The 24,510-nt window shown below is 67.4% G+C and carries 14 protein-coding genes; 3 read left to right on the plus strand and 11 right to left on the minus strand.

Features of this window, described 5'->3' with window-relative positions:
• Nucleotides 1-16 precede the first annotated feature (16 nt).
• The 7 genes from glgX to glgA are packed head-to-tail and all read right to left on the minus strand — an operon-like array spanning nucleotide 17 to nucleotide 12,526.
• Nucleotides 17-2,179, minus strand: a complete 2,163-nt coding sequence (gene glgX, locus QRM89_RS10140; protein ID WP_011035667.1) for a glycogen debranching protein GlgX — start codon at nucleotides 2,177-2,179, stop codon at nucleotides 17-19.
• Between the two features lie 42 nt (nucleotides 2,180-2,221).
• Complete coding sequence (locus QRM89_RS10145; RefSeq protein WP_011035666.1) at nucleotides 2,222-2,410, minus strand: DUF2934 domain-containing protein; 189 nt, start codon at nucleotides 2,408-2,410, stop codon at nucleotides 2,222-2,224.
• Complete coding sequence (gene treY, locus QRM89_RS10150) at nucleotides 2,407-5,025, minus strand: malto-oligosyltrehalose synthase (protein ID WP_285447936.1); 2,619 nt, start codon at nucleotides 5,023-5,025, stop codon at nucleotides 2,407-2,409. The genes QRM89_RS10145 and treY overlap by 4 nt, the downstream gene beginning before the upstream one ends.
• Complete coding sequence (gene malQ, locus QRM89_RS10155; RefSeq protein ID WP_285447937.1) at nucleotides 5,022-6,953, minus strand: 4-alpha-glucanotransferase; 1,932 nt, start codon at nucleotides 6,951-6,953, stop codon at nucleotides 5,022-5,024. Before malQ ends, treY begins: the two co-directional genes overlap by 4 nt.
• On the minus strand, nucleotides 6,950-8,707 hold the full coding sequence (gene treZ / locus QRM89_RS10160) for a malto-oligosyltrehalose trehalohydrolase (protein ID WP_285447938.1): 1,758 nt from the start codon (nucleotides 8,705-8,707) through the stop codon (nucleotides 6,950-6,952). The genes malQ and treZ overlap by 4 nt, the downstream gene beginning before the upstream one ends.
• A gap of 1 nt (nucleotide 8,708) precedes the next feature.
• The gene (locus tag QRM89_RS10165; protein ID WP_285447939.1) at nucleotides 8,709-10,943 is read right to left on the minus strand and encodes a 1,4-alpha-glucan branching enzyme; all 2,235 of its coding nucleotides are present in this window, start codon (nucleotides 10,941-10,943) and stop codon (nucleotides 8,709-8,711) included.
• Nucleotides 10,940-12,526, minus strand: coding sequence for a glycogen synthase GlgA (gene glgA, locus QRM89_RS10170; protein ID WP_161963517.1), 1,587 nt, complete (start codon nucleotides 12,524-12,526; stop codon nucleotides 10,940-10,942). Before glgA ends, QRM89_RS10165 begins: the two co-directional genes overlap by 4 nt.
• A gap of 484 nt (nucleotides 12,527-13,010) precedes the next feature.
• On the opposite strand from glgA, the gene QRM89_RS10175 reads away from it, so the two are divergent.
• Nucleotides 13,011-14,633, plus strand: a complete 1,623-nt coding sequence (locus QRM89_RS10175) for a GGDEF domain-containing protein (RefSeq protein ID WP_115529704.1) — start codon at nucleotides 13,011-13,013, stop codon at nucleotides 14,631-14,633.
• Between the two features lie 95 nt (nucleotides 14,634-14,728).
• Here the strand turns inward: QRM89_RS10175 and QRM89_RS10180 are convergent, their stop codons facing one another.
• Nucleotides 14,729-15,670: a DUF808 domain-containing protein gene (locus QRM89_RS10180; RefSeq protein ID WP_042597948.1), complete on the minus strand. Its 942-nt coding sequence runs from the start codon at nucleotides 15,668-15,670 to the stop codon at nucleotides 14,729-14,731.
• A 241-nt stretch (nucleotides 15,671-15,911) separates the two neighbouring features.
• Here QRM89_RS10180 and QRM89_RS10185 point away from each other — a divergent pair, with 241 nt between their 5' ends.
• Complete coding sequence (locus QRM89_RS10185) at nucleotides 15,912-17,636, plus strand: AarF/UbiB family protein (protein WP_011035657.1); 1,725 nt, start codon at nucleotides 15,912-15,914, stop codon at nucleotides 17,634-17,636.
• Between the two features lie 42 nt (nucleotides 17,637-17,678).
• Here QRM89_RS10185 and QRM89_RS10190 read toward each other — a convergent pair whose 3' ends face one another.
• The gene (locus QRM89_RS10190) at nucleotides 17,679-17,879 is read right to left on the minus strand and encodes a hypothetical protein (protein WP_285447940.1); all 201 of its coding nucleotides are present in this window, start codon (nucleotides 17,877-17,879) and stop codon (nucleotides 17,679-17,681) included.
• A gap of 302 nt (nucleotides 17,880-18,181) precedes the next feature.
• A complete protein-coding gene (locus tag QRM89_RS10195) occupies nucleotides 18,182-18,367 on the minus strand; it encodes a hypothetical protein (protein ID WP_228440209.1) in 186 nt (61 codons plus the stop codon).
• Nucleotides 18,368-18,455: 88 nt separating this feature from the next.
• On the opposite strand from QRM89_RS10195, the gene QRM89_RS10200 reads away from it, so the two are divergent.
• Entirely contained in the window at nucleotides 18,456-20,564 is a 2,109-nt protein-coding gene (locus QRM89_RS10200) for a phosphoglycerol transferase I (RefSeq protein WP_225041095.1), read from the plus strand.
• 1,036 nt (nucleotides 20,565-21,600) lie between these two features.
• Here the strand turns inward: QRM89_RS10200 and QRM89_RS10205 are convergent.
• Nucleotides 21,601-24,024: a DUF3772 domain-containing protein gene (locus tag QRM89_RS10205; RefSeq protein ID WP_343237679.1), complete on the minus strand. Its 2,424-nt coding sequence runs from the start codon at nucleotides 24,022-24,024 to the stop codon at nucleotides 21,601-21,603.
• Nucleotides 24,025-24,510: the final 486 nt, after the last annotated feature.

Genomic DNA, 24,510 nt, shown 5'->3' on the forward strand with positions numbered 1-24,510 from the left:
CAGTGCGCCCCCGCCATCAGCGGGCGCCTTCCGACACGATCCGGGCGCTGCTGGCGATACGGTCACGCTCCACCGCCAGCAAGGTGAGCGAATGCGCCGGTGCCTTCCATTCGCTGCCACCGGCGACCACGCGGCCACCATGACGTGCGGTGTCCACCAGCACGCGCCAGTGTTCGTCGTGCATCGCCGGCAGCGTAAACGCGACGCTGGTGGGCGCGGCATTGATCAGCATCAGCAACGTCACATTGGCGGCGATTTCGCGCAGGCCGGTGGTCGGCGAGCGGCCGTCCAGGCGCAGCATCAGCGCGCGCGCTTCGGGGTCGTGCCAGGCGGCTTCGTCCATCTCGTTGCCGTTGGGCGCCAGCCAGGTCAGGTCCTTCAGACCCAACGCTTCGTCGAACTTGCCGTCGAAGAAGCGTGCGCGATGCAGCAACGGGTAACGCTGGCGGATGCGGATCAGGCGACGCACAAACGCGGCCTGGTCTGCGGCAGCGGCTTTGGTGGCCGCGGTCCAGTCGATCCAGGTCAGCTCGTTGTCCTGGCAGTACGCGTTGTTGTTGCCGTTCTGGCTATGCCCGAATTCATCGCCGGCCAGCAGCATCGGCGTGCCCTGCGAGAGCAGTAAGGTGGCCAGCAGGTTGCGCATCTGTTGCCGCCGCAGCTGCTTGATGGCGGGGTTGTCGGTCTCGCCTTCAGCGCCATAGTTGGCGGAGATATTGTGATCGCTGCCATCGCGGCCGTCTTCGCCATTGGCGAGGTTGTGCTTGCCTTCGTAGCTGACCAGATCGCGCAGGGTGAAGCCGTCATGCGCGGTGACGAAATTCACCGACGCGGTGGGGCGGCGGCCGCTGTGGTTGAACAGGTCTGCCGACCCGGTGAGGCGCGTGGCCAGTTCTGCCAGCTGGCCGCCATCGCCACGCCAGAACGCACGCACGTTGTCGCGGAATTTGTCGTTCCACTCCACCCAGCCTGGCGGGAAGTTGCCCACTTGATAACCGCCGGGGCCGATGTCCCACGGCTCGGCGATCAGCTTGGTCTGGCTGAGCACCGGATCCTGGCGCACGGCATCCAGGAAGCTGCCCGAAGGATCGAACCCGTAGCGCTCGCGGCCGAGGATGCTGGCCAGGTCGAAGCGGAAGCCATCGACATGCATTTCCTGCACCCAGTAACGCAGCGAATCCATCACCATGCGCAGCGCGCCGACATTGGTGAGGTCGAAGGTGTTCCCGGTGCCGGTGTCGTTGATGTAGAAGCGGCGATCGTCGGCCAGGCGGTAGTAGCTGGCGTTATCGATGCCCTTGAACGACAGCGTCGGCCCGAGCTCGTTGCCTTCGGCGGTGTGGTTGTAGACCACGTCCAGCAGCACTTCGAGCCCGGCGTGATGCAGCCGCGCCACCATCTGCTTGAACTCGGCCACCGTGCGCGTGGACATGTAACGGCCCTGCGGCGCGAAAAAGCCCAGCGTGTTGTAGCCCCAGTAATTGCGCAGGCCTTTTTCCAGCAGGTACTGGTCATCGACAAAGGCGTGCACGGGCAGCAATTCGACCGCAGTGACGCCGAGTGAACTGATGTGATCGATCAGCTCGTCGGTCTTCAGTGCCGAGAACGTGCCGCGGTTTTCCGGCGGCACGGCCGGGTGCAGCATGCTCAGGCCGCGCACGTGCGCCTCGTAGATCACGGTGCGGTTCCACGGGGTCTGCGGCGGGCGGTCCTGGCCCCAGGTAAAGGCTGGGTCGATCACTGCGGACTTGGGCATGAACGCGGCGCTGTCGCGGCGGTCAAAGCTCAGGTCCTTGTCGCGGTGACCGATGGTGTAGCCGAACAGATGCGGCGCCCATTTGAGCTCGCCCACAATCTGCTTGGCATACGGGTCCAGCAGCAATTTATTGTGGTTGAAGCGGTGCCCGGCATCGGGTGCGTAAGGGCCATGCACGCGGTAGCCGTAAAGCTGGCCCGGGCGCGCGTCGGGCAGGTAACCATGCCAGACCTCGTCGGTGTATTCGGGTAGCGGAATGCGTTCCTGCTCACGGCCACGCTCGTCGAACAGGCACAGCTCCACGCGGGTGGCATTGCGCGAATACAGCGCGAAATTGACGCCCAGGCCATCCCAGGTGGCACCGAGTGGATTGGGACGGCCTTCGCGAATGCGCGAGCGCTGGGTGAACTTGCGAGTGGCCATCGGTGACTCCTTAGAACGCGGTGAACGAATACGGGAACGCGATTACGACGATGCAACGATACGCGGGCCGGCGGGCGCAGCGGCGCCCTGCTCGGCGGCGCGAATTTCTGCCTCGACCAGGCGCTCGGCCATGGCCCAGTGGCGGTCGGCATGCCCGTCCGGGCGGCCTTCGGCCTCCCATATTTCCTGTGCCAGCTGACGGAGGCGTGCCTGGCGCTGCGTGTCGTTCATCGTGTTTCCTCTGAGGGGGTCAGCAACACTGCCACCGGGGAGCGTGCAAATAGCGTGGACAGCGCAAGACGCCCGCGCTGGGGCTGCAGTGTGCTGCCATCGAGCACATTGCGATACGCCCCATCCGGCAGGGCCAGCGCCGCGTTGCCCCATTCCGCCGGCGGCACCAGCAGCGGCAGCTCGCCAGATGCCTGCTCACCGGCACCCAGCCGGGTGACGGCCACGATCAACGCTTGGCCACGATGCTGGCGGCGGAAGGCGATCACTTGCGCCTGCGTGCCGGTGGCTACGTTCAAGGGCTGGTAGTCGCCTTGCGCGAACAGCGCCGGATGCGCGGCGCGCAGTTGCAGCAGCACCGCGGTGAGGCGCGCCTTGACCGCGCCATCGCGCCAGCTGCGCAGCAGCGCATGCCAGTCGCGGCGCAGCGTCAGCCATTGCTGGCGCTGGGCGTAGTCCACCGGGCGGCGGTTGTCCGGGTCCACCAGCGACAGATCCCAGCCTTCGGTGCCCTGGTACAGATCGGGCACGCCGGGCACGGTGAGGCGCAGCGTGGTCTGCGCCAACGCATTGCGCGCACCGGCGGCGGCGATGTGGTTGCTGGCGCGCAACAGCGCGCGGCGCAGCGGCAGGCCGGCGCGGCTGCACAGCACCTGCTCCACGGTGGCCTGCACGGCCTGCTCGTAATCGGGCGAGCCATCGGTCCAGCTGGTGTGCAGCTTGGCTTCGCGCACGGCCTTGAGCAGCCACTGCGCCACGCGCTCGGCAAACGCGGCCAGCGGCTCGGCCTGGTCGGCGCCCAGCCCGATCGGCCAGGCGGCCACCAGGGTCTGCCACAGCATCTGCTGGTCGCCGCCGGCCAGGGCCGGTGCCTCCAGCGATTCGGTCAGCGCATCGAACTGCGTGCTCTGCTCCACCCACCAGCGCGGTTGTTCGGACAACACCGCCATGCGCATGCGCAGGTCTTCGCCGCGCTTGTGGTCATGCGTGGCGGTGGCCAGCAGCGCACGCGGGTAGTGCTTGGCGCGTTCCTGGTTCTGCGCATGGAACTGCGCGATGTCGTTGGCGAAATGGGTCGGATGGCTGCCAACCTCGTTGCGCGACAACAACACGCCGTGGCGGTAGAACGCGGTGTCTTCCACAGCCTTGGCATTGAGCGGGGCCGACAACTGCTCCACCCGGCGGCGCAGGATGCGGCGTAGCGCGATCTGCGCGCGGTCGGCGCCGTTGTCGTCCAGCAGCCAGCGCTCGATGGCATCCACCGCCGCCACGATCGCCTCGGGCATGCCCTGGCGCGCCCGCGCGGCGGTGCTGCGCAGGCGCTCCGCATCGGCACCGCTCAGGCCCTTGGCGCTGGCATAGGTGCGGTACACCGGGAACCAGCGCAGCAACACGCACAGCCCGCGTGCCAGCATCTGCGGGCTGAACTCACGGGTGGGCGGATCCAGCCGCGCCAGGGCCGACAGCGCACCCACCGCGCGATTGAACTCGGTCTGCAGCGAGCCGCGCAGCATCTCATCGCGTGCGCTGCGTTCTTCCTGCGCAAAGTCGCCACTGCGCCCGCTCACCTTCTGCCAGGCGCGCGCCAGCGGCTTGAAGCCGGCCGCGTCGTGCAGCACGCCGCCCACCTGGTCCATGAAGTCATAGCCGGTGGTGCCGTCGCAGGGCCAGTCGGCCGGCAGGTGCTCGCCGGGGGCGAGGATCTTTTCCAGGTACAGACCCAGGCTGCCGGGCTTGAGCCCGCGCTGGCGGCCGGCCGCATCCAGCCGGCTGCGCAGCTTGCGCACATAGCCGGTAGGATCGGTGAGGCCATCGACATGGTCGATGCGCAGGCCGTCCAGATGGCCTTCGGCCACCAGCCGCAGCGGCAGCGCATGCACCGCGTCGAACACTGCCGGCAGCTCCACCCGCAGCGCCACCAGCGAGGTGATGTCGAAGAAGCGGCGGTAGTTGAGCATGTCGTTGCCCACGCGCCACCAGTTCAGGCGGTAGGGCTGGCGTTCGATCAACTTGTGCAGGCGGCCGTCGCCGCGCTTGGCACCGTCGTTGTAGTCACGCAGCCACTGCGCGCGCGCCGAGGCTTCCGGCACGTCGAGGGTCTGCGGACGGATCGGGTAGCGCTGGTCGTAATGCGCCAGCGCGGGCGTGCCGTCGTCATCCAGCACCAGCGTGATCAGGCCGTCGGCCAATGCGTTGGCATAGGGCCGGTCGAGCACCGCCAGCCACAGCTTGCCGTCGCGGCCCGGGGCGCGCCAATCGATGTCGAACCAGTCGGCGTGCTTGGCGCTGCGGCCGTTGCGCAGCACATCCCACCACCACGCGTTCTGCGCGTGCGTGGCCATGTGGTTGGGCACGATGTCGGCGATCAGGCCCATGTCGTGCGCGCGTGCGGCCTGTGACAGCGCCACCAGAGCGTCTTCGCCACCGAGCTCTGGGTTGACCACCGTGGGGTCGATGTTGTCGTAGCCGTGCGTGGAGCCCGGCACCGCGGTGCCGATCGGCGACAGATACAGATGGCTGATGCCCAGCCCGGCGTAGTACGGCACCTGCGCAAGCGCATCGTGCAAAGTGAAACCGGCATGCAGCTGCAGGCGGGCGGTGGCGCGAAGGGGAATCATGGATGCGGTTCCGAAACGGCCGAGACGCGGCGCGCCTCGGCAAAACCCTGCAGCGCGGCGGTCAGCTGCGCCTGGGGCAAGGGGTCGGGCAGGCGTCGGCGCCAATTGGGATGGACCTCGACGGTGCCCGGCAGATTGGGTTGTTCGTCCAGCGCCAGCGCGTCTTCCACCGGCAGCAGGGCCAGCGGCGACACGCTGCTGGCGGTGAAGCGCAACGCATCCAGCAACGGCGCATCGCTACCCAGGCCGGCGTCGGCCACGGCCGCGTCCAGGCGCGAAGCGTCACGCATGCGAGTCTGGTGGTCGGCCTGCGCCTGCGCGGGCTGGATCAGCTCGAGCTTGCGACGCCAGTCGATGTCGCGGCCGGCGCGCCAGCCGGTCAGGGTGGGCAGATCGTGGGTGGTGGTGGTGGCCACCGCGTCCGCACGCCACAGCGCCGGCGGCACGAACGCACCCTCCTGGTCGCGGGTGAACATCAGCACGTCGATGCCCATCACGCCGCGACGCGAGAGCTCTTCGCGGATGCCCGGCGGTACCACGCCCAGGTCCTCGCCAATCACGATGGCGCGATGCCGCCAGGATTCCAGCGCGAGCAGATTGAGCAGGTCCTGCAGCGGATACGCCAGGTAGGCGCCATCGCCGGAGCTGGCGCCATCGGGCACCACCCACAGCCGCAGCAGGCCCAGGATGTGATCGATGCGGATGCCGCCACGGTCGCGCAGCACTGCACGCAGCAGCGCGATATACGGCGCAAACCCGCTACGGCGCAGCGCGGTGGGCGAGTACGCACCGATGCCCCAGTGCTGGCCATCGGCATTGAAGGCGTCCGGCGGCGCGCCCAGCACCAGCCCGCGCAGCACGGTGTCGGCCGCGGCCGCGGCTTCGGCACCGTTCGGATCGAAGCCCACGGCCAGGTCGGCGATCAGGCCGATCCGCATGCCGCGCTCGTGCGCTTCACGTTGCACGTCGGCCCAGCTGCGTGCGGCCAGCCACTGGGTGAACACATGCAGGTGCGCATCGCCATCGCCGAAGTCGCGCGCGGCGAAGTGCGCAAACGCCTCCAGCGCCGCGCCACCCTGGGCGCGAAACGCGGCCAGCTCCGGGTGGTCCGGCGTCACCTGCGTGGACAGCTGGCGCAGCAGTTTCCACTTGGCAGCGGCCGAGGCCGGCCAGTCGATCAATGCGGTGCCATGCAGCCCGTCCAGGCGCTCGCGCAGGCCGGGCACGGCCGCAATCGCCGTGTGCACGGCATCGCCCAGCACGCGCACCGGTGCAGCGTGCAAGGGGTCCAGGAACCGCCGGTCGCTGGGCGAATACGGGCTGTAGCCGCCGGTGATCGGGCGCGAGGCATGCACCGGGCTCAGCGCCAACGCATCGGCATTGGCGCCGGCGGCCTGCCGCACCCACTCCATGGCACCGGCCGCATCGCCAATGCCGCCATCGTCGGCGCTGCGGGCCGAATACACCTGCAGCGCCATGCCCCACGCACGCGGCGCCGGCTGGCCACAGGCGTCGGCCACGCTGAAGCAGCGCTGCGGCGCCACGGCCACCTGCTGGGTCGTGGTGCCCAGTTCCAGCGTCCAGTAGCCAAAGCGCGCCGGCGCCAGCAGCCGGCCTTGCGCATCGGCCCGCGCGGCCTCGCTGCTGCCGTCTTCGGCCTGCCAGCGGCCCTGTGCGTTGGGCGCAACCTGCAACGGCAAGGGCTCGCCCACCTTCACCGTCACCAGCGGCGCCGGCTCGGCGGCAGTGGCGCGGATGCGCTGCAGGCTGTCGGCGCGCTGCGCGGCGCTGGCGGCGGGCAATTCCAGCGCGGTGAGCACGGCATGGATCGACTCCGGCGCCACTTGGCGCGGCTGGTCGCTGGCGTCCACCCAATCCACCATCACCCCGGCCGCGGCGGCCAGGGCATGCAGTTCCTGCCTACTCATGCGTGTTCCTCGTACCAGGCGATGAAGCTGTCGGTGGGCAGCGTCTGCGCATCGGCCGCAACGTTCTCGGCATGCGCCACGCGGCCACGCAGCGGCGGCAACGGCACCGCCTCGGCACCAACGTTGAAGGCGATATGCCACAGCCCGCCCGGCAACTCCCAGGTGGCGGTGACTGCACCGTCGGCCAGCACGCTGGCACGCAGCGCGCGCGCCTGCGCCAGGCCGGGCACCAGCCACTGCCGGCGCACGCCCAGCAGCGCCTGGAACCAGGCCGCCCACTGCGCGCCGTCGCCGTGCGCGGCGTCTTCGATCGGCACACGCGAGGCGGCAAAGGTGGCGTGGCTGTTGGGGTCGGGAATGGTTTCGCGCTTGGCCGGGTCGGCGAATGCGGCAAAGTGCGCAAACTCGCGGCGGCGGCCTTCGCGCACCGCATCGTCGAGCGGCGGGCCGAAGTCGGTGAAGAACAGGAACGGCTGCGTTGCGCCCCACGGCTCGCCCATGAAAAACAGCGGGATCATCGGCGTCAGCGCAGTCAGTGCCAGCGCCGCGCGCAGCCGTTGCGGCGACACCAGCACGCTCAGCCGCTCACCGCAGGCGCGGTTGCCGATCTGGTCGTGGTTCTGCGCAAAGATCACGAACTTATGCGGCGGCAGCGCCCCGCTCGGCTCGCCACGCACATGCCCGCGCGGATCGGGTTGGCCCTGATAGGCGAAGCCTTCGCCAAGCACGCGCGCCAGATGCTGGGTGGGCTGGTCGGCAAACGCGGCGTAATAGCCCTCTTCCTCGCCGGTCAGCAGCACGTGCAGCGCGTTGTGGAAATCGTCGTCCCATTGCGCGGTGTAGCCACGGTCCAGTTGCGAGGCCTGGTTGGCTTCGTTTTCCAGCACCAGATGCACGTGCCGCCCGGCCGGCAGGCTGGCCTCGATGGTCTCGCGCAAGGTATCCAGGAACGCATTGGGCGTGATCGCATGCACCGCATCAAGGCGCAGCCCGTCGAAGCCGTATTCGTGCAGCCACATCAGCGCGTTGTCGAGGAAATAGCGCTGCACCGGCGGCTTGCGGAAATCGATCGCTGCGCCCCACGGTGTGGGCTTGTCTTCGTTGAAGAACGCCGAGGCGTAACTGCCCAGGTAATTACCGTCCGGGCCGAAGTGGTTGTAGACCACATCCAGCAACACCATCAGGCCATGGCCGTGTGCGGCGTCGATCAGTGCCTTCAGCTCGTCCGGCGTGCCATAGGCCTCGGCCGGCGCATACGGCAGCACACCGTCGTAGCCCCAGTTGTGCGCACCGGGAAACGCGCTCAGCGGCATCAGCTCGATCGCAGTGATGCCCATTGCCGCCAGCTGCGGCAGCTGCGCCTGCACACCGGCGTAGCCGCCGCAGGCACCGACGTGCAGTTCGTAGATCACCGCCTCGTCCCACGGCCGGCCCTGCCACTGCGTGTGCGTCCAGTGGTAGCCGTCAACGCGCTGCACCGCACTGGAGCCGTGCACGCCATCGGGCTGCCAGCGCGAGGCCGGGTCCGGCACCGGCGTCTGGCCATCCACGCGGTAGCGGTAGCGCGCATCCAGTGCGCAAGCCACCACGCCACTGAAAAAGCCATCGTCCTGCCGCTGCAGCGCGGCACGCTCGCCGCTGTCGAAGATCACTTCCACGGTATGGGCATCGGGCGCCCAGAGCGCAAAGCGCACCTGCCCGTCGCCCGCCGGCCATGCACCCCAGGCGGGCGTGGTCACATTGCGCTCGATCATGTCATTTCTCCGCTTGCAGGTAGATCGTGGCCAGCGGCGGTAGCGTCAGGCGCAGGCTTTGCGCGTGGCCATGCATCCCGGTGGGCTCGGTCAGCAGACGACCACCATTGCCGAGATTGCTGCCGCCGTAATGGGCACTGTCGGTATTGAGGATTTCGCGCCAGCCGCCGGCACGCGGTACGCCGACGCGGTAGTCGTGGTGCGGCTGCGGGGTGAGGTTGCTCACCGCCAGCAGCGGCGCGCCGCCGTCGGGGTCGTGGCGAATGAAGGCCAGCACACTGTTGCGCGCATCGTCGGCCACGCTCCACTCGAAGCCATCGGCACGGTGGTTGCCGCGGTACAACGCCGGCACGCGGCGCAAGGCGCGATTGAGATCGCGCACCAACTGCTGCATGCCGCGATGCGGCGCGTGATCGAGCAGGTGCCAGTCCAGCGAGCGGTCGTGATTCCAGTCCGCCCACTGGCCGAATTCGGCGCCCATGAACAGCAGCTTGTCGCCCGGGTGCGCCCACATCAGCGCCAGGTAGGCGCGCAGGTTGGCAAAGCGGCGCCAGTCGTCGCCGGGCATCTGGCCAAGCAGGCCGCCGGTGCCGTGCACCACTTCGTCATGCGACAGCGGCAGCACGAACCTTTCGGAAAATGCGTACACCAGTCCGAAGGTCAGCTGGCTGTGGTGCTGGGCACGCGCGGCCGGGTCGCGCTGCATGTAGTGCAGCGTGTCGTGCATCCAGCCCATGTTCCACTTATGCGTAAAGCCCAGCCCGCCTTCGCTGATCGGCGCGGTCACGCCCGGCCAGGCGGTGGATTCCTCGGCAATGGTCAGCACGCCGGGGAACTGGCTGGCGATCTCGCCGGTGAGCTGGCGCAGGAACGCCACCGCCTCCAGGTTCTCGCGCCCGCCGTGGGCGTTGGGCACCCACTCGCCTTCGGCACGGCCGTAGTCGCGGTAGAGCATCGACGCCACCGCATCCACGCGCAGGCCATCGAGGTGGTAATGCGCAATCCACTCCATCGCACTGCCGAGCAGGTACGCGGTGACCTCGGGCCGGCCGTAGTTGTAGATCAACGTATTCCAGTCGCGATGCATGCCCTCGCGCGGGTCGGCGTGCTCGTAGGTGGCACTGCCGTCGAATTGGCTCAGCCCATGCGCATCATCGGGGAAGTGCGCGCTGACCCAGTCCAGGATCACGCCGATGCCGGCGCGGTGGCAGGCATCGACAAACTGGGCAAACCCGTCCGGGCTGCCGTGCCGTGCAGTGGGCGCGTACAAGCCCAGCGGCTGATAGCCCCACGAGCCGCCGAACGGGTGCTCGGTGATCGGCAGTAGTTCGATATGGGTGAAGCCCAGCTCCTGCACGTACGGGATCAACTGCGCCGCCAGCGACACCCAGTCCAGCGGCTGGTCGTGGCCGTCGCGGCGCCAGGAGGCAGCGTGCACTTCATAGATCGACAGCGGCGCCGGCTCGGCAGCGGCGCTGCGGCGTGCCATCCACTCGGCATCGGTCCAGGCAAACGCCTCGGCGCTAGCCACCACCGAGGCGGTGGCCGGTGGCAACTCGCTCTGGCGGGCCACCGGGTCGGCCTTGAGCAAGACCCGGCCATCGGCGGTGGTGATGGCGTACTTGTAGCGCGCGCCGGTCTCCACGCGTGGCAGCACCAGCTCCCAGATGCCGCCGCTGCGCTGGCGCATCGGGTGGCGGCGCGGCTCCCAGCCGTTGAAGTCGCCGACCACTGCCACGCGCTGGGCATGCGGCGCCCACACTGCGAAGCGCACCGCGGGTACCTCGCCAACCTGCACATGCCGCGCGCCCAGGTTGGCGCGCAGCGCCTGGCCGTCGCCGGCAGCAATCTGCAGCAACGCCGATTCATCGATCTGCGGCGCAAACGCGTACGGGTCTTCGATCTCCTGCACCACGTCCGGCCAAACGATACGCAGGCGGTACGGAGTCTCTGCCGGCAGTTCGCCCTCGAACACACCGTCAATCGGGCTGGCCTGCATGCGGGCCAGCAACTTGCCGCGGCCATCGATCAGCCCCAAGGCCTCGGCGCCGGGCGCCAGGACCCGCACACGCAAGCGGCCATCAGCCTGCACGTGCGGCCCCAACACCGCAAAGGCGTCGCCGGGGAGCCCGGCCGCGACCGCTTGCAGGTCCTGCAGTGCTACGGCGCTTCCTCCGCCGCCTTCCGCCATGTCCTGCTCCGCATCCCTGCCGTGCACGCCCAACCGTTCGCTCATGACACCGTCGCAACAGCGGGTGCGGTTGCAGCGGTGCGCTCGTATAGCGAGATGTATTTCTTGCCCGCCACATCCCACCCGCTGGGCCGCAGCATCGCGGCGCGGCGCATCGCCGACAGCAGGCTGGGCAGGCGGAAGGTGCGGAAGGCACGCTCCAGGCAGCGCCGCAGCGCTTCGGCGCTGGCCTGCTGGAACAGGAACCCGGTGACACCATCGTCCACGGTGTCGATCAGCCCGCCGGTGGCGTGCGCGATCGGCAGGCAGCCAAAGCGCTGCGCGTACATCTGGCTCAGGCCGCACGGCTCGAAGCGCGAGGGCATCAGCAGGAAGTCGGCGCCGGCGAACATGCGCCGCGCCAGGCCTTCCTCGAAACCGATGAACGCACCGACCTGGCCGGGATAACGCCGGGTCAGCTCGGCCACCTGTTGCTCGATCTCCGGCTCGCCGCCGCCGATCACCGCGATCTGGCCGCCCGCGGCCACGATCTGCGGGGCGACCTCGCAGATCAGGTCCAGGCCCTTCTGGTGCACCAGGCGCGACACCACCGCAAACAGCGGGCCGCTGCTCTCGCGCAGACCGAAGGCCTTGCGCACCTGCGCGGCATTGGCCTGGCGGCCCTGCCAGTGATTCACGCTGAAATGGCTGTCCAGGTATTCGTCGGTGCGCGGGTCCCAGCTGGCGTCGATGCCGTTGACGATGCCGCTCAGCGCGCCCTTGGCGGCGCGGCCGGCCAGCAGGCGATCCAGCCCGCAGCCCTGCGCCGGGCCGGTGATCTGCTGCGCGTAGCTGACGCTCACCGTGTTGACGTGGTCGGCATGCACGATGCCGCCGCGCAGGAATGACATCTGCCCGTAGAACTCCAGCTCCGAGACGCGCTCGGCCGGGATGCCCAGTGCGGCGGCCATCGAATATGGCACCAGGCCCTGGTAGGCCAGGTTATGGATGGTCAGCAGGCACGGCGTGGTGCCGCCGGACCAGCGCACATAGGCGGCAGCCAGCGCACACGGCCAGTCGTTGAGGTGCAGCAGGCGCGGCCGCCAGCCCAGCCCGGCACGGCCGGCGGCGATCTGCGCGGCAGCGTGCGACAAGGTGGCAAAGCGGATTGCGTTGTCTTCGAACTCCGAACCGCTGGTGCTCACATACGGCGAGCCATCGCGTTCGAACAGTTCCTTGGACAGCAGGATGTAGATCGGCAGGCCGTCCGATTGCACGATGCGGCCGATGTCGCAGGCCGGCAGCGCGGCATGCGCCAGCACACGGCCCACGATCTCCACCTTGCCCGCGCGCGCCAGCACCGCGCGGTAGCCGGGGATCAACACGCGCACGTCGTAGCGATGGCGCAATGCGCGCGGCAGTGCCGCCGCCACATCACCCAGGCCGCCGGCCTTGATGAAGTCCGCCATCTCCGACACCACGAACAAGGCACCGCGCGTATCGGCCAGTGCAACCGGCAGACGCTCGTGGTGACGGATGAAACGGCCGCGCGCATCACGCGGCCGCACGCTCTTCTTGAGCGAAGTCGGGATCATCGTGCTGCGCTCTAGGCGTGCGGTAGTGGCGTGAAGCGGCATCATGGCAACCATCTAAACGTCCGTCGTAAAGTGGGTGGAGACGGAAAAACAGAGAAGCAAAAACCATCGCCTGCCTGCGTGGCCAGACGACTTGCAACGAAGAGAGGAGCGGGGCCAACGCGCTTACTCCACGTCGTCCTTGCCAGTGAATCTACACCCCGTCTAAATAAAAGATGCGTGAACACGTGCTGACTTTTCCAAGACAGCACACATTCCCTTGCAATGGTTCTGCTGCGTCGTTCGGCATAAGCGTGAGATTGCAGTGCGATGACATCCCCACATAGGTGCGCGGTGGTTGCGTTGCACCGAAATCGGGAGCTGCGGCCGTGGCTGTCGTCATCTGCGTAACTGGTTCAGATGCGCACGATCCGCCGCTGCGTGTGACGGCTGTCGGCGTTGCTGCGGTCGCGTCTGCAAACCGCGCACGCGCGTGCTCAAGGGGCCTGCACCAACGCCGATAACGTGGCGTTGGTACTTCACCCTCGAGACCTGGCGCATGGCAGAACAGCCCGAACACCCCAACCGCCCACGTGGCGGGCTGCGCCGTCTGCTGCCATGGGGCGGTGCCGGCACCGCGCGCCCGGCCACCTTGCCCAGCGTGCTGGGCGAACGCGACGGCGCTGGATTGGCTGCGCATCAGCTGGTGCCGGCCAAGGCCAAGTCGGGCGCGCATGACCCGGCCGCTGCCACTGCGCTGCTGATTCGCCTGTTTTCGCATGCCGCGCACCCGGAGGCCTTGCTGCTGGCCTTTGCCGAAGGCATTGCCAGCCTGCATGGCGAGCTCGGCGACATGGGCGTACGCCTGAGTACGGCGTATGCCGCCGGCGACTGGCCCGGATATGGCCGCGCCCTGCGCCAGCTGATCGACAAATACATCCGCACCATCGACACCGGCGATTCGCTGGCCGAAGGCCGTACCGAAGCCGAACAGCTGCGCGACCTGCTGCGGCACGCGTTGGGCAATGCATTGGCCACGCTGCTGCAACGCAGCCCGGAGTTGGCCGAAGAAGCGCAAACGCTGGCCTCGGCACTGCGCCACTGGCGACCCGGCCACGAACTGATCACGCTGGAACAGCGGCTACGCGAGCTCAGCCACCAGATCGGCTTGCGCGCCGAAGATGCCAGCGAGCAACAGAACCTGTTGCTGGGGTTATTCGACCTATTGTTGGAGAACGTCGGCGAACTCCTGGACGATCGTAGCTGGCTGCAGGGCCAGATCTCGGTAGTGCGGCAGTTGATCGCCGGGCCGATGGACGTGAGTTCGATCGAACAGGCGCGCGGCACCCTGCGCGAGGTGATCTACAAGCAAGGCCTGCTCAAGCAGGGCATTGCCGACTCAAAGACCGCCATGCGCGAGATGATGGTGTCCTTCGTCGACCGGCTCGACGGCATGGCCACCAGCACCGGCGAATACCACGACCGCGTTGCCGGTTATTCGCAGGCGATCGGCGACGCTCGCAGCATTCCCGACCTCAACCGCTTGCTGCAGGACCTGTTGCAGGACACCGCTGGCGTGCAGGCGCAGGCGCTGGCCGCCCGCGATGAACTACTGTCCGCGCGCCGCCAGGTTGAAGAAGCCGAGCACCGCATCGCCTCGCTGGAGCAGGAGCTCAAAGACGTGGCCGGGCTGGTGCGCGAAGACCAGCTCACCGGCGCCCTCAACCGGCGCGGCTTCGAAGAACTGTTCGAGCGCGAGGCCACCCGCACCCAGCGCAGCGGGCAACCGCTGTGCGTGGCGATGCTGGACCTGGACGACTTCCGCCGCCTCAACGAGACCCACGGGCATGCCGGCGGCGACGCCGCGTTGCGCCATACCGTGGACGTGGCCAAGTCGGTGCTGCGCACCACCGATGCGATTGCGCGCTTCGGTGGCGAGGAATTCGTGTTGCTGTTGCCGGACTCGACCATCTTCGAGGCCAGCGCCGCGGTGATCCGCCTGCAGCGCGCGCTTGCGCAGCGCTCGCTGCTGCATGAAGACGTGCGCGTATTCGTCAGCTTCAGCGGCGGCGTGGCCATGCGCCGCACCGACGAAGCCCAGGACGAGGTGATCCGCCGCGCCGACCGCGCCATGTACGACGCCAAGGCGGCCGGCAAGAACAGGGTGATCAGCGCCGACTGAAAGCTGCCGTAGCTAGTGTCCACTGCAGCCCGGTCCAGAGCCGCGGGGTTCTCAGCCTCAGCGTGCCGGCAACAGCCAGCACGCCGTTCAGTCGCTTAGTGCGCGGCCTTGTTGCCGCGCAGCTTCTGGAACCCGGTCACCGCCGCCAGCACCACCGCGCCAGCCACCACGCCCACCAACATGTTGCCCAGCGCTTCCACCAGCCAGCCCAGGCTGCCGGAGGCCTTGGCCAAATCAACCACCAGGTGGTGCAGCACCGGGATGTTGTGCACCAGGATGCCGCCGCCGACCAGGAACATCGCCAGCGTGCCGGCCACCGACAGGAACTTCATCAGCCACGGGGCCGCCACCAGGATGCCGCGGCCCAGGGCCGCCAGCGCCGCGCCCTTCTTGCTCAGGTACAGCCCCAGGTCGTCGAGCTTCACGATGCCGGCCACCAGGCCGTAGACGCCGATGGTCATCGCCAGCGCAATCGCCACCAGCACAGCCACCTGCTGGCCGAACGACACGCCCGCCACCACGCCCAGCGACAGCACGATGATTTCGGCCGACAGGATGAAGTCGGTGCGGATCGCACCCTTGACCTTGTCCTTTTCCAGCGCCACCACGTCCACCGCCTCGTCGGCCAGCACCCGGGTGCGCTCGGCGTGCCGCTGCGCGTCTTCTTCTTCGCTATGCAGGAACTTGTGCGCCAGCTTCTCCACGCCTTCGAAACACAGGTACGCACCGCCGATCATCATCAGCGGCATCACCAGCGGCACGTTGTAGCCGCGCCCGCGCAGCCAGGCCTCCAGCGCGCTGATCGCCAGCGCCGCCGGCACCAGGATCACCTTGTTCACCAGCGAGCCCTTGGCCACCGCCCACACCACCGGCAGCTCGCGGTCGGCGGTGACGCCGGTGACCTGCTGCGCGTTAAGCGCCAGATCGTCGCCCAGCACGCCGGCCGTCTTCTTGGCCGCCACCTTGGTGAGGATGGACACGTCGTCCAGCAGCGTGGCGATGTCGTCGAGCAGGGTAAACAGGCTGGCACCGGCCATGCGGAGGTCCTTCTTGGGTGGGCGTGAATTCTCGCCGATCCTGCGCGCCGATGGGGTGACGGCTGCACCAGGGTGCTGGCGAGACACCGCGGGGCACTGGCAGCACGCGCCAGCAGGCCTGACTGCGCCGCGCGCGCCGCCGGCAGCAGCGGTACGCCCGGACCGTTCGCAGGCCCGGGTGCGGATTCACCACGCGACGACCCGGCGCTGGCCACACTCGGGCGCTCAACACCACCCGGAGATGGCCTTGAGCCCCAACGACCCGCACCGCACACCGGCTCAGGCCACGCACCCGGCCGACAACGCCGTGGTCGGCGGCATGAGCCGACGGACGCAGATCCTGCGCCTGTTGCTGCGGTACCGCGGGTCGGGCGTGTTTGCCGGCATGAGCCTGGACCCGGCGGCGGTCAATGAATACGAAGTGCCCGCAGAAGGCACGCCGGACCAGTTCGTCGCCGACCTGGAGGCGCTGGGCCCCACCTTCGTCAAACTCGGCCAGATGCTCTCCACCCGCCCGGACATCGTGCCGCCGGAGTTCGCCACCGCGCTGGAGCGCATGCAGGAGAACACCAGCTCGGTGCCGGTGGAGCGCATCCGCCAGATCATCGAAGAAGAGCTCGGCGTGGCGGTCAACAAGGCGTTCTCGCATTTCGACCCGGTGCCGCTGGGCTGCGCCTCGCTGGCGCAGGTGCATCGCGCCGCCCTGCGTGACGGCACGCCGGTGGCGATCAAGGTGCAAAAGCCCGAGGTCGCCGCGCAGGTGCGCTCGGACCTGGACGTGCTCAAGAGCTTCGCCAACGCCGCCGACCGCCTGACCGGCATCGGCCGCCGGGTGCGCTTTGCCGACTGGCTGGGCGAATTCGGCAAGACCCTGCGCGCCGAACTCAACTATGAGGCCGAGGCCGAGACCCTGGTGCGCTTCGGCGAACACCTCAAGCCGTTCCCCTTGCTGTGGGTGCCGCAGCCGGTGTGGGACCTCAGCAGCCGCAAGGTGCTGACCATGCAGCTGGCCGAAGGCGTGCGCGTGGACAAGATCTCCGGCCTGCGCCGCACCGAGCAGCCGATGGACGAGCTGGCCGCGGCCCTGGTCAAGGGCTACCTGGACCAGATGTTCGTGCATGGCGAAATCCATGCCGACCCGCACCCGGGCAACCTGCGCGTGATGCCCGACGGCCGCCTGGCCATCTTCGACCTGGGCATGGTCGCGCACGTGCCACCGCGCCTGCGCGAGCGCCTGCTCAAATTGCTGTTTGCCGCCGTGGACGGCCGTGGCGAAGAAGTCGCCGAGGAAACCATCGCGCTCAGCACGCGCCTGGAGGACTACGACGAGGAGCGCTACCTGCGCGAAACCGGGCAGATGATTGCCCGCTACGCCGCTCACGACGCCACCTCCGAGGGCCGCGTGGTGCTGGACCTAGTGCGCATTGCCACCGCCACCGGCCTACGCACCCCGCCGGAGCTGAGCCTGCTCGGCAAGACCCTGCTGAACCTGGAAGGCGTGTGCCGCGCGCTGTCGCCGGCATTGGACACCCGCCGCATCGTCGAACGCCACCTGCAGCACGTGATGCGCGCACGCCTGAAGAAGTCGATGTCGGCGGCCAACTTGGCCAGCGAAGCCATGGAATTGCAGCACCTGCTGCGCGAAGGCCCGCGCCGCATGTCCGACATCCTCTCGCTGGTGGCCGAAAACCGCATGCAGATGCGGGTGACCGGGCTGGAAGAGTCGCACCTGATGGAAAGCCTGCAGAAGATCGCCAACCGTGTCGCCGCCGGCATCGTCACCGCGGCGCTGATCATGGCGTCTTCGCAGATGATGCGGATCGAGACCGGACTCAAGCTGTGGGGCTATCCGGCGATCGCGATGGTGCTGTTCCTGCTCGGCGTGTTCCTGGGCCTGGGTATCGTGCTCAGTGCGCTGGTCTTCGACCGCCGCGTGCGCGCACGTGAGGAACGTGGGCACCGGTAAGGCGGGATCGTTGGTGCCTGCTGCTTGTGCGCCTGTTCTTCGTTAGGCGTGCGACGCCGCATGCGGGCGGGGCGGTGGTGGCGTTGAAGTCAAAAGTGTCTGCACGCCGGCGTCGTGGTTGCCTGCATGGATGTCGCTCGCGACATCATCGAAGAGCACGAAGGGGCCATGGCGCATCTGGTTGGCGACAAGTGCCGGTGCCAGCCTGATTGCAGGCAGCACGGTTGATCGGTTGATCGGCACCGCCGATGATTTCTCGCTATCGCGCCACAGCGCAATGAACGCGTGCTTTCAGCCGTACGCGCCTAGCTTGCGTTCGCCAACGCACCGAACACATGCCGCAGCTGCGCGAGAATTCAAAGATGTTCTCCGGGCAGCAGCGCCACGAACGCCAGGCGCACTCCCTGCCTAGTGCTCGATATCCCATAGCAATCCTCGCCGCGCCGCAACCAGTCTTTCTCCAGACAACGACTAGCTCCCCACGCATCTTGCACCACAGTGCGTGTGTCTTTGACGGCCGGCACTGCGCAGTTCAATCGTGCAGGTCAGAGCGGGCAGAACCGCGCCAATACGCCGGCATCGCGCAGCGTGCGCAGAGCGCCCCCCGCGTCCACACGCGCTTCGGCGAGAAAGCAGCCCAGCTGGCAAAGCAGCGCGCACAGTGGCCGCAGCACTACATCAGGGCCCTCAACAAACATTTCAGTCAGCTTTGTCGCGGCATAGTCCGTCATCCCGGTGTCACATTTCGCGTGAAACCCAAGGACACGGCGAGCAAAGCGTGCGGTGCGTGCTCGCCTCTTTCCCCCACGGACGCTGCACATGCATTGGATTTTGGCGCTGTCGTTGTTGCTGTTGCTCTGGTTGCTGGTGGCGTCGCCGCGTCTGGCGTGGCTGAAAGCCGGGCTGCTGTCGTTGTTGCTGCTGTTGCTCAGCGCGTGGGGCTTGGTCGATCGGCTCAGTGGCGACGGCATCAATGCCGCAACGCTCTACCACCTGCGCGCGGACATGGACGGCGCCGGTGTCAGCGATTTCTCCGGCTATATCGCCGTGTTTATCGGCATGGTGCTGCTCTCGCTCAGCCCACTGGTGCTGTTGCGGGTGCGCCGTTTCCGGCGCCCGCGTGGCGGCGGTGCGGTGTTCGGTGCCTTCGTGGTGATGCTGTTGGTGAGCGTGGCGGTCAGCCCGCTGTATCGCGATGGCAAGCGGCTGTACTACCAGTTGCGCCCGGTCGATTACGCCACCGTGGTGCCGGAATACCAGGTGCCGCAGCAGCCGCTGCAAAAGCGCAAGAACATTGTCTGGATCTATGGCGAAAGCCTGGAGCGCACCTACTTCGACGAAGCGACGTTTCCCGGCTTGATGCCCAATCTGCGCCAGCTCGCCACCGAGGCAGTGGACGTGCGCAACCTCACCTCCACCGAAGGCAGCGGCTGGACCATTGCCGGCATGGTCGCCTCAATGTGCGGCGTGCCGCTGACCACTGCCCCAGGCGATGAGAACAGCATGGGGCGCATGGGCCTGTTCCTGCCCGAGGCGCGTTGCCTCGGCGACTATCTCAAGGACCAGGGCTACCGCAATCACTACGTGGGCGGTGCCGATGCCAGCTTCGCCGGCAAGGGCAGCTTTCTGGCCAGCCACGGCTTCGACGTGGTGCACGACGTGAATTACTTCCACAACAAGGGGGTGGCGCCGAAGCATTTCTCCGCATGGGGCGTGCACGACGATGTCTTGCTCGACGATGCCTGGGAGAGCTTCCAGGCGCTCTCGCGCGCCGGCCAGCCGTTCATGCTCACCACCTTGACCATGGACACCCATCACCCTGCCGGCCATCTGCCACTGGCGTGCAAGAACCAGCGCTATGAGAGCCCGCTGGGTGACATCGGTTTGCTGCATGCCATCAAGTGCAGCGACCGGCTGATTGGCGAGCTGGTCACGCGCATCCGCAACAGCCGCTATGGCCGCAACACCATCATCGTAATCGCCTCCGATCACCTGGCCATGCCCAACGATCTCAGCGACGTGCTGGCCAAGCAAAAACGCGAAAACCTGTTGCTGTTCCTCGGCAAGGACATTCCGCCGCAGCAGGTGGTCACGCGCGCCGGCAGCACCCTGGATTCGGGCGCCACGCTGCTGCAATTGCTGGAACCAGGCATGCGCACGCTGGGCTTCGGCCGCTCGCTGCTGGCCAATGACGCCCCGCCAAGTGCCAGCGTTGCCGCCAGCCGTGACAGCGGCAAGGACTACCCGCGTTATCTGGCTTATGCACGCACGTTGTGGACCGGGCGCAGCACGCGCATGTTGCGTGTCAACGGCAATGGCGATGTGGTGGTGGGCGTGCAGCAGGTGCGCCCGCCGGTGCTGCTGGAATACGACGACGACACCAACCTCAAGACGGTGTATCTGGAAAACACCTCGCGCCAGTTCGACCGCACCCACAGCGACGGCACGCTGGCGTATGTGGACCGCTGCACCGCCTTCGAAGACGGTTCGGCTGATGGCGACTGGTGTGCGCTGGTGGTGGATCGCAATCAGCACATGAAGCTGTACCGCGATCCCGACCTCACCCGCGGCATCGCCGTGGATGCGCCGCTGGATGTCACCCCGCAAGCGCCGCGCCCGCGCGTGCGTCAGCCGATCATGCTCACCCAGGCCGCGCGCAAGACCGAGGCCGGGCGCTACATGCTCGAGCTGTACGCCAAGCGCCGCCCAACCCGCGCGTTCTGGGTCGAAGCCGTGTCGTCCGAACGCAAGGTGGTGCTGGCCCAGCAATGGGTGGTGCCCGACGCCTCCGGCCGCATCCGCATGCCGGTGGGCCTGGAGCACGCAGTGGAGGATCTGGAGATCCGCGCCTGGCTGGACTACACCGAAGAGGTGAGCGTGGACAACCTGGCGTTGGTCAAGGACACCGCGGTTGCGGATCGCTCCTGATCGGGTCTCTGCACGGCCAGCAGGCGGGCGTTGCTGTTGCTTGCTGCGGCATGTAGCACGCAGGCCTGCAGGTTCCGAGGCGGTGTCCTCACGGCGTGCGGGGCATTGAGGCGACACCAGCGCCGGCACCTGGGTTTCCATGGATGCATTCGCGGCAAGCTCTTGAAGTGGCAAGCCCGTTGCGCGCTCGACCAAGCTGGCGTGGCGTGTGCGGCATTGGGGTTGGCGATGCTGTCGGCTTCACTGCGCATTGAACGCCAGCAGCTAAAGCCAGTCGTTCTGGTTTGAAAAAGGCGGTGTGGATGAGGCAACGCCGGAGCCGGAGCGGACACCAAAGCCAAGCATGTGTTCTGCGGCCTGGCTGCAGGGCCCTCGCCCGCCCACCGGCGCGGGACACGCCGTGAATCCGTCCATGGAGGCTCTTATGCGGCATCCATGCCGCATAAGGTCCCGCGCCGGTGGACGGGCAAGGACCCGTAGGGATGATCGGTGTGCATGGCACAAGCAGTGTTTGATGCACTCTGTTCGATAGTGGTTGGCCGGTTCAACTTCGGATGCATGTTGCGACCGCCGCTTTTCAGGTGACCACCGACCAACTCTCCGGCGCGGTGTCCTCACCGTTTGAGCGACCCTTGGCATGGATGCCGCTAAGGAGCGTCCATGGACGGATTCACGGCGTGTCCCGGAAGCGGTGAGGGCACCGCGCACTCAGCAGATCAGACGGTTGATCCAGGCAGTCGACCGCGCCTGGACGCGCGACGATTCAAATCCCGGTCGTCCGATGTGAAGCCAGCGGCGATTCGTTATTCCGGCTCCTCGACGGAACGAAGAGACGGTGAGCGACACGCGGCGTGACCGGATAGGTGACGACGCGCGCGGCGCTCGTCGTCACGTCAGATGCCTCGTAAGCGCCGAGGCAACCGCGCCTGCCGCCCACCCGGCCTAAAACCATGCACACGACGTGCCGCAGCCGGTGCATTCCCCGCGCCATCCACCGCGCTGACGCATTACCAGCGCACCACACACGCACGCCAGCTCAACCTTCCGAAGCAGGCGTGGCATCGCCCGCATCGCGCGCCACCGCCGCACCCGCACGGCTGAAGCGGATTTCCTGCGGCGATTGCAGCGCAATGCCGGCAGTGTCCATGCGCTGCAGCAACGCAAAGAACAGTTCGCTGCGCACGCCATACGAATCGCGCGGGCTGCGCACATAGGCAAACGAATTGAAGTTGACGTGGCCGCCGGCCAGCGAGTCGATGAACACCACCGGCGCCGGCTCGGCCAGCACCTTGGTGTGCTCGGCAAACAACTCCAGCAGCATGTCGCGCACCTTGGCCACATCGGTTTCCAGCGGCACCGAGAACTGCAATTGCACCCGGCCCAACGGATTGGACAAGGTCATGTTGCGCACGCTCTTGGTGATCAATTCCGAGTTGGGCACGATCAGCGTGGAGCGGTCACCGACCTGGATCTCGGTGGCGCGCACGCTGATCTTGCGCACGTCGCCTTCCTGGTCGCCAATGCGCACCCAATCGCCAATCTTCACCGGCCGCTCGGCCAGCAGGATCAGGCCCGACACAAAGTTCTGCGTGATCGCCTGCAAGCCAAACCCGATACCCACCGACAACGCGCTCAGCACCAGCGCCAACCGTTTCAGGTCCAGGCCCAGCGCAGTCAGGCCCCACACCACCACGATCAACCAGCCCAGATAGCGCGCCACCGTGCTGATGGAGTTACGTGCGCCGGCATCGAGTTCGGTCTTGGGCAGATAGGTGTTGAGCAACCACTGCTGCACCACATGCACCACCCCCATGCCCAGCAGGAACACGCACAGCGCCCGGAACACATCGCCGGGGGTGATCACCAGCTCTTTGCCGATGTTGATGCCGTGGGTGATGTTCTCCGCCCAGTCGGCCACCACGCTGAGATTTGCGCCATACGGCGTCAGCAGCAACGCGATGCCCAACAGCACCAGCACCACGCGGGCCGCCGCCGAGATCAGCAATCCCAGCTGCACCAGGCGTCCACTTCCGATGCTGAGCGCGTGCGCGAGCGCGCGGCTGAAACGGCCATCGGGCTTGAACAGCCAGGTCATCAGATCGTCGGCGAACACCACCAGCAAGCCGAGCAGGCTGCAGACCAGGGTGATCCAGATGATCTGCCGCTCCACGAACAAGGCCAGATTGAGATAGCCGAACAAGGCGGCGATCAGCGCAAAAATCACCGCCAGATGCCCCAGCAGGCGGATCAGCACGATGAAGCCGCCGCCGCGCGAGACTACCGGCGGCGGCGCGTCGCTGTCGGGATCGACCACACCCGCATTGGCCGCGTGCGCGCGCAACGACAGACTCAGGCCCGCCAGCGCCGACAAAATCAACCCCGCATACAGCAATGCCGCCACCGCATCGGTGGCCGTATTCAAGGCCGGGCTGCTGCCCGCCGCCTCGTTGATCTTGGACGCCATGCCGCTGCACCAGATCACCGCTGCGGTGGCCAAGCAATGCACGCGCAGCCGATCGACGGTGGCGTCATCCAGCGGGAACAACCGCCAGCTGGGTTGGTGCTTCATCAGCAGGCTGGCACTGAGCGAGCCCACGAAGGCGGCCACCAGACTGACCGCGACAAACCCGGTCAGCAACTGGTTCAGATCCTCCGCCACCTGGCCGAGCGAGCGGATACTTTCGACCAGCACCAACGCCGCGACTCCAAGCGTCAGCGTGCCGATCAGCAGAAACCACAACGCCAGCCCCGAGCGCCGCAAGCGTCCGCCTGGCGCGCGCGAGGCCGCATAGCGCCGGCCCAGATGGCGCAGGAAGATGCGCAGCGGCAGCGCCAGCAACAACGCGATCACCACACCGGTGATCAGCCCGCCGACGCCATTGGCGGCGGTTCCGGCCTGCACCATCTGCACCGTCCTGGCCGACAACGCCTGCAGGCGCGCGCGATCGTCAGGCCACTGCTGCGCAATCTGGTTCCAGAATGTCGGCGACAACGGCGAGGCGACGCGCGTTGAGAGCTGCACGCTGAAGCGTTGCACGCGTTCGCGTTCGAGCCGATCGGCCAGGTCCTTGGCATCGGAGACCAACAGCATGGCGCGCTTGGATTCGGCATCCAGCCCATCGCGTTCTTTGGCCAGCGAGTCACGTTGCTTGGTCAGGTCTTTCGGTTCGCCTGCTTGCTTGACGCCAAGTGCCTCCAACCGCACGTTGAGTTCCTTCAGCGGCGGATCCAACGTGCGCACCAGATCCTGCGCCTGCCGCTGCGCGCCGGTGACCTCATCGGTCAGCTTGCCGAGCTGATCCTTATCGGCCTTGTCCAGCCCCGCTTCGGCCTGCTTGAGAACCTTCTGCATGCTGTCGAGTTGGGCCTGCGCATTTTCCTGCAGCGTGTCCTCGTCCTGCGCCACCGCAGCACCCACGCAAACCATCCACAGGGCCACCAGCAACAGCAGACGCCGCAGGACGCCGCGATGGGCAGTTGGAACCACTCGAAATTCAGACACGGGCAGGTATCGGGCAGGCGCGGACGGTGCGCAGAGCCCGCAATCTTAAGCCACCGCCCGGAGCGGTTCCGGCCATTCGGCTCACGCCGGCCGCGCCGATTCAGCGATGAGTGCGCCCGCCAGCGGAGACCATTGGAAGCCACGGTGCACGTAGTGGGCCCATTGACCAGCGGACCGACCGGGTCGGGATAGCCCAGCGAGCGGTGTGCATGTCGAGACCGTGTCCAGGGCGATGAGCCACGTGAGCCGAAGACAGTCCGCGTTCGAGTTGAGCATGTGATCGAAGCCAGACAGGCTCACGTAGGCGAATGTGGGGTGCGCGCAATGGCAAGCAGCTAGGGACGACAGGCGAGTCGCCGACACACGCGTCCTCGCCAGTCAGCACGCCCTGGCGCACCTGGGCATCCAGTCCCCCACCACATGGCTCTGCGACGCCAGCCAACC

This window comes from Xanthomonas sp. LMC-A-07 (assembly GCF_030208825.1).
Classification (GTDB): Bacteria; Pseudomonadota; Gammaproteobacteria; order Xanthomonadales; family Xanthomonadaceae; genus Xanthomonas; species Xanthomonas campestris.

Coding starts and splice junctions, on each gene's coding strand:
- QRM89_RS10165 (WP_285447939.1), bottom strand. CDS start 10,943: ATGAGCGAACGGTTGGGCGTGCACGGCAGGGATGCGGAGCAGGACATG.
- glgA (WP_161963517.1), bottom strand. CDS start 12,526: ATGGTTGCCATGATGCCGCTTCACGCCACTACCGCACGCCTAGAGCGC.
- QRM89_RS10175 (WP_115529704.1), top strand. CDS start 13,011: ATGGCAGAACAGCCCGAACACCCCAACCGCCCACGTGGCGGGCTGCGC.
- QRM89_RS10195 (WP_228440209.1), bottom strand. CDS start 18,367: ATGACGGACTATGCCGCGACAAAGCTGACTGAAATGTTTGTTGAGGGC.
- treZ (WP_285447938.1), bottom strand. CDS start 8,707: ATGATCGAGCGCAATGTGACCACGCCCGCCTGGGGTGCATGGCCGGCG.
- QRM89_RS10180 (WP_042597948.1), bottom strand. CDS start 15,670: ATGGCCGGTGCCAGCCTGTTTACCCTGCTCGACGACATCGCCACGCTG.
- QRM89_RS10145 (WP_011035666.1), bottom strand. CDS start 2,410: ATGAACGACACGCAGCGCCAGGCACGCCTCCGTCAGCTGGCACAGGAA.
- QRM89_RS10200 (WP_225041095.1), top strand. CDS start 18,456: ATGCATTGGATTTTGGCGCTGTCGTTGTTGCTGTTGCTCTGGTTGCTG.
- treY (WP_285447936.1), bottom strand. CDS start 5,025: ATGATTCCCCTTCGCGCCACCGCCCGCCTGCAGCTGCATGCCGGTTTC.
- QRM89_RS10185 (WP_011035657.1), top strand. CDS start 15,912: ATGGCCTTGAGCCCCAACGACCCGCACCGCACACCGGCTCAGGCCACG.
- glgX (WP_011035667.1), bottom strand. CDS start 2,179: ATGGCCACTCGCAAGTTCACCCAGCGCTCGCGCATTCGCGAAGGCCGT.
- malQ (WP_285447937.1), bottom strand. CDS start 6,953: ATGAGTAGGCAGGAACTGCATGCCCTGGCCGCCGCGGCCGGGGTGATG.